This is a genomic window from Nitrobacter sp. CN101 (assembly GCF_055390255.1).
Genome location: NZ_AP038833.1, coordinates 2,813,860 through 2,825,686, shown reverse-complemented (window position 1 = coordinate 2,825,686; position 11,827 = coordinate 2,813,860). Strand labels below are relative to the sequence as shown.

General features: G+C 60.8%; 11 protein-coding genes. 8 read left to right on the top strand and 3 right to left on the bottom strand.

What is annotated here, in order from left to right:
- Positions 1-34: 34 nt before the first annotated feature.
- From ACZ5IL_RS14240 to ACZ5IL_RS14230, 3 genes are all read left to right on the top strand, one after another.
- Positions 35-340: an ETC complex I subunit gene (locus ACZ5IL_RS14240; RefSeq protein ID WP_309773156.1), complete on the top strand. Its 306-nt coding sequence runs from the start codon at positions 35-37 to the stop codon at positions 338-340.
- Between the two features lie 103 nt (positions 341-443).
- The gene (locus tag ACZ5IL_RS14235) at positions 444-2,048 is read left to right on the top strand and encodes a carboxyl transferase domain-containing protein (protein ID WP_464592412.1); all 1,605 of its coding nucleotides are present in this window, start codon (positions 444-446) and stop codon (positions 2,046-2,048) included.
- 2 nt (positions 2,049-2,050) lie between these two features.
- Positions 2,051-4,051 (top strand): acetyl/propionyl/methylcrotonyl-CoA carboxylase subunit alpha, encoded by a 2,001-nt coding sequence (locus tag ACZ5IL_RS14230; protein WP_464592411.1) that lies wholly within the window; start codon positions 2,051-2,053, stop codon positions 4,049-4,051.
- Between the two features lie 158 nt (positions 4,052-4,209).
- Here ACZ5IL_RS14230 and ACZ5IL_RS14225 read toward each other — a convergent pair whose 3' ends face one another.
- Positions 4,210-4,557 carry a DUF6481 family protein gene (locus tag ACZ5IL_RS14225; RefSeq protein ID WP_464592409.1) on the bottom strand — a complete coding sequence of 116 codons (348 nt, stop codon included), beginning with the start codon at positions 4,555-4,557 and terminating at the stop codon, positions 4,210-4,212.
- A 276-nt stretch (positions 4,558-4,833) separates the two neighbouring features.
- On the opposite strand from ACZ5IL_RS14225, the gene ndk reads away from it, so the two are divergent.
- Together ndk and ACZ5IL_RS14215 are read left to right on the top strand one after the other, a co-directional pair.
- On the top strand, positions 4,834-5,256 hold the full coding sequence (gene ndk, locus ACZ5IL_RS14220) for a nucleoside-diphosphate kinase (protein WP_425909393.1): 423 nt from the start codon (positions 4,834-4,836) through the stop codon (positions 5,254-5,256).
- Positions 5,257-5,294: 38 nt separating this feature from the next.
- Positions 5,295-6,122: a YjbE family putative metal transport protein gene (locus tag ACZ5IL_RS14215; RefSeq protein WP_464592407.1), complete on the top strand. Its 828-nt coding sequence runs from the start codon at positions 5,295-5,297 to the stop codon at positions 6,120-6,122.
- A 133-nt stretch (positions 6,123-6,255) separates the two neighbouring features.
- Here ACZ5IL_RS14215 and purN read toward each other — a convergent pair whose 3' ends face one another.
- On the bottom strand, positions 6,256-6,909 hold the full coding sequence (gene purN, locus ACZ5IL_RS14210; protein ID WP_464592405.1) for a phosphoribosylglycinamide formyltransferase: 654 nt from the start codon (positions 6,907-6,909) through the stop codon (positions 6,256-6,258).
- 26 nt (positions 6,910-6,935) lie between these two features.
- The gene (gene purM / locus ACZ5IL_RS14205) at positions 6,936-8,009 is read right to left on the bottom strand and encodes a phosphoribosylformylglycinamidine cyclo-ligase (protein ID WP_464592404.1); all 1,074 of its coding nucleotides are present in this window, start codon (positions 8,007-8,009) and stop codon (positions 6,936-6,938) included.
- A 170-nt stretch (positions 8,010-8,179) separates the two neighbouring features.
- Here purM and ACZ5IL_RS14200 point away from each other — a divergent pair, with 170 nt between their 5' ends.
- The 3 genes from ACZ5IL_RS14200 (at position 8,180) to ACZ5IL_RS14190 (ending at position 11,821) form a co-directional block, all read left to right on the top strand.
- The gene (locus ACZ5IL_RS14200) at positions 8,180-8,722 is read left to right on the top strand and encodes a CDP-alcohol phosphatidyltransferase family protein (protein ID WP_464592402.1); all 543 of its coding nucleotides are present in this window, start codon (positions 8,180-8,182) and stop codon (positions 8,720-8,722) included.
- A 65-nt stretch (positions 8,723-8,787) separates the two neighbouring features.
- Complete coding sequence (locus tag ACZ5IL_RS14195; protein ID WP_464592400.1) at positions 8,788-9,468, top strand: P-loop NTPase family protein; 681 nt, start codon at positions 8,788-8,790, stop codon at positions 9,466-9,468.
- A 151-nt stretch (positions 9,469-9,619) separates the two neighbouring features.
- A complete protein-coding gene (locus tag ACZ5IL_RS14190; RefSeq protein WP_464592398.1) occupies positions 9,620-11,821 on the top strand; it encodes an RNA degradosome polyphosphate kinase in 2,202 nt (733 codons plus the stop codon).
- The last annotated feature ends 6 nt before the right edge of the window (positions 11,822-11,827 follow it).

Genomic DNA, 11,827 nt, shown 5'->3' with positions numbered 1-11,827 from the left:
CCGGATCGGCCCTAGCAGCAGGTTATAGTGATCCATGACGGCACGTATCTTTAAGCCCGCCAAGAATGCGATGCAGTCGGGCGCTGCCAGAACGAAGGAATGGCAACTGGACTACGAGCCCGAGCAGGCAAGGGTGATCGAGCCCCTGATGGGTTGGACCAGTTCCGGCGACATGAAGCAGCAGATCACGCTTCGCTTCGAGACCAAGGAGGATGCGATCGCCTATTGCGAGCGCGAAGGCATCCCCTATCAAGTGATAGAACCAAAGGTGAAGCCGGAGCGAAAAGCCGCCTACGCGGACAATTTTGCGTTTCGTCGCATCGAACCCTGGACCCATTAAGCGGGAGGATGGACCGAACCAAGGTTGACCTTACCCGGAAGGGCCGGGCACCCTAGCCGGATTAAGGCGCGCGCTTCACGCCTGCCAAGCATTCTGGACTGTCATGGCGCTCCGTTCCGGTGTCGATCCAACGTCGTCAGATTTCGCGCTCAACGTCGAGGCGATGAAAACTCTGGTCCACGAGTTGCGCGACAAGCTCGCGAGCGTCGCGGGCGGAGGCGGCGAGACAGCGCGCGCCCGCCACACCTCGCGTGGCAAAATGCTGGCCCGTGACCGTGTGGACCTACTGCTCGATCCCGGCACCGCGTTTCTTGAGTTATCGCCGCTGGCGGCGAATGGCATGTACGGCGGCGACGTGCATTCGGCGAGCATCATCACCGGCGTCGGGCGCGTCTCGGGCCGCGAGTGCGTGATCGTCGCCAACGATGCGACCATTAAGGGCGGCACCTACTATCCGATGACCGTGAAGAAGCATCTGCGGGCGCAAGAGATCGCGCGGCAGAACAATCTACCCTGCATCTACATGGTGGATTCCGGCGGCGCTTTCCTGCCGCAGCAGGACGAAATTTTTCCGGACGAGCGTCACTTCGGCCGCATCTTCTACAACCAGGCCAACATGTCGGCGACAGGCATCCCGCAGATCGCAATCGTGATGGGATCATGCACCGCGGGCGGCGCCTATGTGCCTGCGATGTCGGACGAGAGCATCATCGTCCGCAATCAGGGCACGATCTTTCTGGGCGGTCCGCCGCTTGTGAAGGCAGCCACGGGCGAGGTCGTTACCGCTGAAGAACTGGGCGGTGCCGATGTGCATTCGCGCCAATCCGGCGTCACCGATCATTATGCGCAAAACGACGCCCATGCGATCGGGATTACGCGCCGTATCGTTTCCACCCTGAAGCCGCCGCAACGCGCTGCGCTCAACATGCATGAACCGCGCGAGCCGCTGTTCGCACGGGAGGAAATCTACGGCGTGGTGCCGGCGGACGGTCGAAAGCCGTTCGATGTGCGCGACATCATCGCCCGCATCGTTGACGGTTCGGAGTTTGATGAATTCAAGAAGCTTTACGGCCAGACGCTGGTATGCGGCTTCGCTCATATCTGGGGATATCCGGTCGGCATCGTCGCCAACAACGGCATCCTGTTCAGCGAAAGCTCGCTGAAGGGGACGCACTTCATCGAGCTGTGCTGCCAGCGCGGTATTCCGCTGGTATTCCTGCAAAACATTACGGGCTTCATGGTCGGTAAGAAATACGAAGCGGGCGGCATCGCGCGCGACGGGGCCAAGCTTGTCACGGCGGTTGCAACCGCGGGCGTGCCGAAGTTCACGGTGGTGATCGGCGGCTCCTACGGCGCCGGCAATTACGGCATGTGCGGCCGCGCCTTCTCGCCCCGATTTTTGTGGATGTGGCCGAACGCGCGCATCTCGGTGATGGGCGGCGAACAGGCCGCGATGGTTCTCAGTACGCTGCGCCGGGAGAACATCGAAGCCAAAGGCGGCACCTGGTCTGCGGAGGAGGAGCGCGAATTCCAGGCACCGATCCGCGCGCAATACGAGAACCAGGGCAATCCTTATTACGCCACCGCGCGGCTATGGGACGACGGGGTGATCGATCCTGCCGACACGCGCCTCGTGCTGGGACTCGGATTGTCGGCGGCCGCAAACGCGCCGATCGAGCCGACGACGTTTGGGCTGTTCAGGATGTGATCATGGCGAGGCGTCCGCATTATCGCCGTTTCAGCACGCTCCTGATCGCCAATCGCGGCGAGATTGCGTGCCGCGTAATCCGTTCCGCCCGAGCCATGGGTCTGCACACCGTTGCCGTCTATTCGGAGGCGGATCGCGACGCGCTGCATGTTAGGATGGCCGACGACGCCGTGCTGCTTGGACCCGCGCCCGCACGCGACAGCTATCTCAACATCGAGAAAGTGATCGACGCGGCCCGCAAGTCCGGCGCGGAAGGCGTCCATCCGGGCTACGGGTTTTTGTCGGAGAATGCCGGTTTCGCGCAAGTCTGCGCCGATGCCGGCCTCGTGTTCGTCGGACCGACAGCGGCGATGATGACCGCCATGGGGGCGAAGTCGGACGCCAAGGCGCTGATGCAGAAGGCGGGCGTGCCGCTGGTGCCGGGATATCATGGCGAGGCGCAGGACGAAGCCACTTTGCGGAGCGCTGCGGACCAGATCGGCTATCCGGTTCTGGTGAAGGCGTCCGCTGGCGGCGGTGGCCGCGGTATGCGGATCGTGCGTTCGGCTGCGGAACTGACCCCGGCTATCGTCAGCGCCCGGCGGGAGGCCAAGGCGGCATTCGGCGACGACCGGATGCTAATCGAAAAATACGTCGAGAGCCCTCGGCATATCGAGGTGCAAGTGATCGGCGATAGCCATGGCAATCTGCTGTCTCTGTTCGAGCGTGAATGCACCTTGCAGCGTAGGCACCAGAAGGTGATCGAGGAAGCGCCGTCGCCGACGCTCGACGCCGCGCAGCGCGATAAGGTATGCGAAGCCGCGCGCAAGGCCGCCGCCGCGGTAAGTTATATCGGCGCGGGCACCGTCGAGTTCGTATCTGACGGCAAGGACGTGTTCTTCATCGAAATGAACACCCGGCTGCAGGTCGAGCATCCCGTGACCGAACTCATCACCGGAATCGACCTCGTGGAATGGCAGCTTCGGGTCGCGTTCGGTGAAAAACTGCCGCTGATGCAGGACCAGATCAGACTGAACGGCCACGCCATCGAAGCGCGAGTCTACGCCGAGAACCCAAATAAGGGCTTCATGCCATCTGTCGGCCGCATCAAGACGTGGCGCACGCCCCCGGAGGTGGATGGCTTGCGCATCGATGCCGGCTACCGTGAAGGCGATGCGGTTCCGCCGAATTACGATGCCATGCTCGCCAAAATAATCGCCTGGGCGCCAACCCGCGAAGCCGCGATCTGCCGGCTCAAGCGCGGCATCGAAGAAACCGATGTCCGCGGCGTCGTGACCAACATTCCGTTTCTATCCGCGCTGGTCACGCACGCGGACGTGCGCGCCAACGCGGTCGACACAGGGTTTATCGAGCGTCATCTTCAAGACCTGACCCAGCCTTCAGCGGCACCGAGCGAGACTGAACTCGCGGCATCCGTCGCTGCTGTCCTGCTGGCGGAAAGCAAGATGTCTCCAACGGACCGAGCATCGCCCTGGCGAACGGCGGGCTGGATGGTGGTCGGCCGACGTCAGCGGCGGTTCGTATTCCGTCAAGGTCAGGCCGAGCACGAGGTCACGTTCGTCTATGGCAGTGGCCCGTATGAAATCCGGCTAGGAGAAAAGAATCTCGCATTCGCGTTTGCTGCGGACGACCGAGAGGGCATGATCCTCGCGCTCGATGGAATACGAAGCCATGTTGTCTTCGTCGTCGACGGACGCGAACTCTACTTGCGGACACGCAATGGGCGGTTCGAGTTGCACTGGGTCGATCCCTTTGGCGAAGACGATGAGGAGCAGACCGGCGAAGATCGCATCGTCGCACCGCTTCCGGGCACAGTGGTCGCGCTGCTCGCGGAAGAGGGGGCGCTGTTGGAGAAGGGTGCACCCATCCTCACGCTGGAAGTCATGAAGATGGAGCAGACCTTGCGCGCGCCCTACGCCGGTAAGTTGAAAGAGCTTAAATGCAAGGTCGGCGATATCGTGCAGGAAGGCGCCGAACTCGCCGACATCGAGCCCGCGGCTTAGTCTGTCTCACGACCCGGAATTTCCGTCCCCGTGACTTTTCCGTCAGGGTCTATTCTCAAGTAGGGACCAGACACGTCATCAGGCCGATTCGTCCCCGACAGTTTGCCACCGCCCGGTATACGGCAATGGTTCGTGACCAACGTCCACTAAATTGCTGGCTACTTCTTCCGCCCCTTTCTGGCGGCATAGCGGGCATCGCGCGCCGCCTTGCGCTCGGCCTCAAGCGCCGCGGCGGCGGCGGCGGCTTCTTCTTTCTCCCGGGCGAGTTGCGCGGCGGCGGCCGCAGCGGCCTCTGCCTCACGGGCTTTTTGCGCGGCCTTCTCGACTTCGCGGGCTTGCCGCGCCTTTTCGCGGGCGGCCGCCTGGGCCTCGCGCTCGGCCTGCCTTTGCTTTACGGCGGGATCGTCAAGACCGGGCCGCGCGCGAAACTTGTCGAGAATATTTTTCCGGGCCTCCAGCGCCGCTTTTTGGCGGTCCGCGAAGCCCGGTTCCTTGAATCCACTCATCTATCGAGGCCTGTTCGTTCATCGCAATAGCAGGTGCGGGGCTTATAGCAGCCTTCGCCATCGCATGCGTTGTGAAAAACGCCTGCGCGCTTTGTTATCCATCATTGTTGCTCATTTTCACGAAAATCGTGCGATTTTCAGTACCAAGCATTCCCGACGCGGGTTGTTTTGCCGCATTACCAGCCCTCCGGCGGCCCGCCGAGCGCGCTTGCCGTGAATGATGCACGCCGATATAAGCGCCGCAATTCCCACGACCGCTGAATCAAGGACGATATCATGGCGATTGAACGCACCTTTTCGATTCTCAAGCCGGACGCGACCGCGCGAAACCTGACCGGCGCGATCAACGCCCTGATAGAAAAGGCTGGACTGCGAGTTGTGGCCCAAAAGCGCATCCGCATGACCCGTGAGCAGGCCGAGACGTTTTACGCCGTGCACAAGACGCGTCCCTTCTTCGGAGAACTCGTTGACTTCATGATTTCCGGGCCGGTGGTCGTGCAAGTGCTCGAGGGCGACAATGCGGTCCTCAAGCATCGCGAGATCATGGGCGCGACCGACCCGTCCAAGGCGGCCGATGGCACCATCCGCAAGCTCCATGCGAAATCGGTCGGTGAAAACTCCGTTCATGGATCGGACGCAGCCGAAACCGCGGCTATCGAAATCGCCCAGTTTTTCTCGGGCAACGAGATAGTCGGCTAGGCCAGATCTGGCGGCGTTCGATCGAAGGGAAGCTGGCGTTGGATTCGCTTCTGCAGGCTTTCGATCTAACAACGATCGCATCGGCCTTCGACCAGTTTCGAAACGATGTAGATGATCCGGCATTCTGGCTCGCCGTCGGCAAGATCATTTGGATCGATGTTGTCCTGTCCGGCGACAACGCGCTGGTAATCGCGCTTGCCTGTCGCGGGCTGCCTCCCCAACTGCGTTTTTGGGGAGTGGTGCTCGGCGCCGGCGCGGCGGTCGGCCTCCGCATCATCTTCGCCGGGATCATCACGACCTTGATGGGGCTGCCCTACCTCAAGTTAGCAGGAGGGCTCGCGCTGCTGGTGATTGCCGCCAAATTGCTGGCGCCGGAAAAAGAGAGCGAAGAGGGAATCCCGGCGACCAGCCATCTCTGGGCTGCCGTTCGGGTGGTGGTAGTCGCCGACTTCGTCATGAGTCTTGACAATGTGATTGCGATCGCAGCGGCGGCAAATGGCAGCGTGCCGCTGTTGATCATCGGGCTGGCGATCAGCGTGCCGCTGATCGTGACGGGCGCCGCTCTGATCATGATGCTTCTGACACATTTTCCTTTTCTGGTCTGGGCCGGATCTGCGTTGCTGGGCTGGGTCGCCGGCGAAGTCATCGCGACCGATCCGGCGGTTGCGCCACAGCTGCATCAATTCTTCGACACGGGCGCCGGTACTTTTCTGGATGCGGTCTTGGGATGGCTTGGCATCGCACCGCAATTTGCCTCCGGCGGACCCGGAGGCGAGGTATTGTGTGGCGTACTAGGGGTTATGATCGTGCTGATCGCAGGATCGATCTGGCGCAATCGCATGCGGCCCGCCGATACGAGCTTCTAAAGTGTGATGAATCGATTTGGCGCGCAGCGTGAGCCGGTCTCCGGCGTAACTGGGCGCGATCCCGCGATCGGCTCGGCGAAGTGCTCCCCGGTCGCGAGGGGCGGTGGACCAGTTTTGACCTGACCGAACGTGGTCAGATCACCAACGGCGAGATCAGGCTATCGTCCAAACTGGCCTTTGCCGACGTATTACAGATGTCGCCATCCAGTCGCGTGCCACCACCCGCGACCAGCCGCAGCGCATCCGGGTAGATACGATGCTCGATCTCCAGCACGCGTGCGGCCAGTATCTCAGCTGTATCGTCGTCGCGGACGGTCACCGCGCCCTGCATGATGATCGGGCCGGCATCTGTTTCCGCAACAACGAAATGAACCGTGGCGCCAGAGATCTTCACGCCTGCGCGCAGGGCCTGACCGTGGGGGTCGAGTCCTCGGAATGATGGAAGCAACGAGGGATGAATGTTGAGCATTCGCCCATGCCAACGTTGGACGAACTCAGCAGTGAACAGCCGCATGAAACCGCCGAGGCAGATGAATTCGATGCGCTTGTCGTCCAGAGCGGATTGCAGTTTGGCCTCGAACGCCACGCGATCCTTGCCAAATGGCTTGCTTTCAATGACGAGGGTCTCGATGCCGGCTGCTCTAGCTCTGGCGAGGCCCGCCGCGTCGGACTTATTGGAAATGACGACCGCGATTTCAGCCGGAAAGTCCGGGGCTTCGGCGGCTTCCACCAGCGCCATCATGTTCGATCCGCGTCCGGAAATCAGGATGGCGACACGGCGTTTCATGCTCTCATTCCCTGCGGGCGCGCGTTCTACATCGCGAGATCGAGGTGGCCGTCGTAAATGACACGTCCATCATCACCGGCGACGATCACATCACCGAGCAACGAAACGCGTTCACCGGCCTGCGCCAATACGTCTACGACTTGCTGAACCGCATCACGGCGCACGATCGCGATCATGCCGATACCGCAATTGAAGGTTCGAAGCATTTCGCGTTCGGCTATGCTGCCCTGATGCGCCAGCCATTTGAATACCGGAAGTACCGTCAACCTGGCGAGATCGATCCGCACACCGAGTCCTTCGGGCAGTACGCGAGGAATGTTGTCGGTGAAACCGCCTCCGGTGATGTGGGCAAGCCCTTTCACCGCGCCGGTTTCGCGGATCGCGCGCAGGCAGGATTTGACGTAAAGCCGGGTAGGGGTTAGCAGCGCGCCTCCCAAGGTCGTAACCGGGGCAAAAGGCGCTGGAGCGGCGAGGGCGGTTCCCGAAACTTCGACAATCTTGCGGACCAGCGAATAGCCATTAGAATGCACGCCGGACGACGCAAGTCCGATCACCGCATCTCCGGCAGCGATATCGCGGCTTGGCAACAGGGCGCCGCGTTCCGCCGCTCCGACTGCGAAGCCAGCAAGATCATAGTCACCCTCCTTGTAGAGGCCCGGCATCTCGGCCGTTTCTCCGCCGATCAGGGCGCAACCCGCCTCCCGGCAACCTTCCGCGATACCGGCCACGATCGCCGCGGTCGTTTCGGGATCAAGCTTGCCGCAGGCAAAATAATCAAGGAAGAACAACGGCTCCGCACCTTGCACGACGAGATCGTTGACGGACATGGCGACGAGATCGATGCCGATGGTGTCGTGAATACCGGTTTCGATTGCGATCTTGACCTTGGTTCCGACCCCGTCGTTGGCCGCGACCAAAATCGGGTCCGTAAATCCGGCGGCCTTGAGATCAAACAGTCCGCCGAACCCACCGATCTCAGCATCCGCGCCGGCGCGAGCGGTCGCGCGAACCATCGGCTTGATGAGGTCAACCAACCGGTTGCCGGCGTCGATATCGACACCTGCCCCGGCATAGGTAAGGCCATCGTTCTTGTCGGTCATGCAGCAGCGCCCGAAGACATTTTCCGGCTGGTTACGTCGGATTGCGGACTTGCGCAATGGCTCGCACGGGCTGTCCGCATATACTATGTAGACAAGGGCCGATCCCTTCGGCAAAGCCTTGTCTCCCGAAGGTTTTGTGCGGAAACCATCCGGAGCCTGGGAAACGTCGCGTGAGTATTCCAAATATCATTACGCTCGGCCGCATTCTGCTCGTGCCAGTCATTATCTGGGCTATCGCCTCCAATCAGATGGAAATCGCGTTTGCCATCTTTGTGGTTGCCGGCGTCAGCGATGCGGTGGACGGGTTTTTAGCCAAGCGCTTCAATATGGCAAGTGAACTGGGCGCGCTTCTGGATCCACTGGCCGACAAGGCGCTGCTGGTCTCGATCTTCGTGACGCTCGGCATCTTGGGGGCCGTTCCCATTTGGCTCGTTATCCTGGTGGTCTCGCGCGACATCATGATCGTCGGGGCCGTGATCGTGTCATGGCTGTTCAACAAGCCGGTGCCCATGAAGCCGCTGCTGGTTTCGAAGCTCAATACGGGGGCACAGGTCGGGTTCGCGGCGTTGGTGCTGGCGGCGCTGGGATTCGGATTTGATTCCTCGCCCTACGATACCCTTCTGATGGCCGCCATCGCGATCTTGACCCTGGTTTCCGTCTCTTTCTATCTCGTTGAGTGGGTGCGTCACATGAGCACCATCGATCCGAAATGAAGATGGCACGGCGCGCTCCAGTTGGTGCTAGTAGTCCGGTGTGGCGTTTGTAGTGGAGTAGATGCTTGGCAGGCCGTCCTCCCTCCCGTCAGCTCGCATTCGCGCTGCCGCACGCTGAAAGCTTTTCGCGGGACGACTTTCTGGAAGGTCACGCGAACGCGGCGGCGCTATCGCTGATTGAGAGCTGGCCGGAGTGGCCGAACAGGATCATGTTGCTGGCCGGTCCCGAAGGTTGCGGCAAAAGCCATCTCGCGACGATCTGGGCGGAGCAGGCGGGCGCGCGCTCCATAAGCGCGCGAAGCCTGACTGCGGCGACCGTACCGGCTGCTTTGGCGACAGGGGCGCTCGTCGTGGAGGACATTAATCCGCAAGCCTTCGACGAGCTTGCAATGTTTCACCTGATAAATCTTGCCCGTGAAGAGGCAGCGTTCGTGCTGATCACGGCGCGAGTCACTCCGGCCGCGATGGAGATCAGGTTGCGTGACCTCCGTTCGCGACTCCGCGCGGTGCCGGTCGTGACGTTGATGCCGCCTGACGATCAGCTATTCCGGGCGCTGATCGTGAAGTTCTCCGCGGACCGCCAAATGAACATCGACGAAGCGGTCGTCAATTATATCGCAACCCGGACCGAACGATCATTCGCTGCCGCTCGCCTCGCCGTCGAACAACTCGATACCGAATCGTTACGGCTTGGCAGACCTGTGACTCGCGCGCTCGCCGCCGAACTGCTGCGTAATCACGACTGAAGCCATAAGGCTCGGCATCCCCTCCGGCTCACCCTTGACGCCACGACCTTCCGTAACATCAAATGTCATGGAAAGGTCATTGAGCTGGCCCATGGTTTGCAGCTGCGCCGCCGTGCCCGCACGACCAACGAGATACGGAACCGTCATATCAATGGATTCAGTTCAAACTATTGCTACCGAAGAAAAAAAGCCGGAGCCGCAACTGGACTCCGCAATCCGCACCAGCCCGGAGCGGTTCATCAATCGGGAGCTGTCCTGGCTGCATTTCAATCGTCGCGTACTTGAGGAATCCGTCAATCCCGGCCACCCCGCACTCGAACGCGTCCGCTTCCTGTCGATTTCCGCCAATAACCTTGACGAGTTCTTCATGGTTCGCGTTGCCGGTATCAAGGCGCAGGTCCGGGAAGGGATTACCGAGCGCAGCCCGGACGGGCTACCGCCGTCGGAGCAACTTATTCTCATCAACGAGACGGTCTCAAGGCTCGCGAGCGATCAACAGGCGATCTGGCGAGATCTCCGTAATGTACTGACCGAAGTCGGGATCGTCCTGATCGATGGCAAGGACGTCACCAAGGCCGAGCGAAGCTGGATCTCGGATCACTTTCTGCACAATATTTTCCCCTTACTGACGCCGCTCGCTATCGATCCGGCTCACCCCTTTCCATTCATTCCAAGTCTCGGCTTCACCATCGCGCTACAGCTCGCGCGCACCTCTGACGGTAAGCCGATGAATGCGTTGATCCGTATGCCGGGCAAGATCGACCGGTTTCTGAGGCTACCACCGGCCAGCAAAGACGACCCGGTCAGACTGATCACGCTTGAAGGCGCTACCAGCCTGTTCATCAACCGGCTGTTTCCGGGTTACACCGTCAAGGGACAGGGCGCGTTTCGCATCATCCGGGATTCCGAACTGGAGATCGAGGAGGAGGCGGAGGATCTGGTTCGCCTGTTCGAGACCGCCTTGAAGCGCCGCCGCCGCGGCTCCGTCATCCGGCTTGAGATCGAAGCCGCTATGCCGGCCGAGCTTCGGGCATTCGTTCAGCGAGCGTTATCGGCTGCCGACGACGAAGTATTGCTGGTGGATGGCGTCCTGGCCATGAACGAGCTGTCGCAACTCACACGGCTCGATCGGTCAGACCTTGAATTCGTGCCGTACGTCCCGCGCCACCCGGAACGGGTACGCGATCACGGCGGCGACGTGTTCGCTGCAATCCGGCAGAAAGACCTGATTGTCCATCATCCTTATGAATCGTTTGACGTCGTCGTGCAGTTCTTGCAGCAGGCTGCGCGCGACCCTGACGTGGTCGCGATCAAGCAGACGCTCTACCGCACCTCCAACAACTCGCCGATCGTGCGGGCGCTGGTGGAGGCCGCGGAGGCTGGTAAGTCGGTCACGGCTCTCATTGAACTCAAAGCGCGTTTTGACGAAGAGGCCAACATCCGGTGGGCGCGCGATCTCGAGCGCGCCGGCGCCCAAGTGGTTTACGGCTTCCTTGAGCTGAAGACGCACGCCAAGCTGTCGCTGGTTGTGCGCCGGGAAGGCGGTAGTCTCGCGACTTACGTCCACACCGGCACCGGCAACTACCACCCCGTGACCGCGCGCATTTATACCGACCTGTCCTATTTTACATCGGATCCGATTATCGGCCGTGATGCGGCGCGCGTATTCAATTACATCACGGGCTACGCAGAGCCGAGCGATATCGAAAAAATGGCCGTATCGCCTCTGACATTGCGAAACCGGATTCTCGATCATATTCGAGGTGAAACCACGTTTGCCCGTAACGGCAAGCCGGCCGCGATCTGGATGAAGATGAACGCGCTGGTCGATCCCGATATCATCGACGCCCTGTATGAAGCATCCCTGGCCGGCGTTTCTGTCGAGTTGATCGTGCGCGGCATGTGCTGCCTTCGACCCGGAGTTCCCGGATTGTCGGAAAACATTCGCGTCAAATCAATCATCGGCAGGTTTCTGGAACACGGACGAATTTACTGCTTTGGAATGGGGCAACCGATGCCCGGCCCCAAAGCTGCTGTGTATATCTCGTCTGCGGACATGATGCCGCGCAACCTCGACCGCCGCGTCGAAGTGCTATGCCCCTTGCAAAATGCGACGGTGCATCAGCAGGTTCTCGAGCAGATCATGGTCGCAAACCTGAAGGATACCGAACAGAGTTGGCAGTTGTTGCCGGATGGATCATCAACGCGTATGAAGGCCGCGAAGGGTGAGGAGCCCTTCAACCTGCATAACTATTTCATGACGAATCCGAGTCTGTCCGGCCGTGGAAAGTCGCTCAAGGAATCTTCGCCGCGCCGCCTCACGCGTCGCGCAGAGCGGCAGTCACCCGCATAGGAGGCC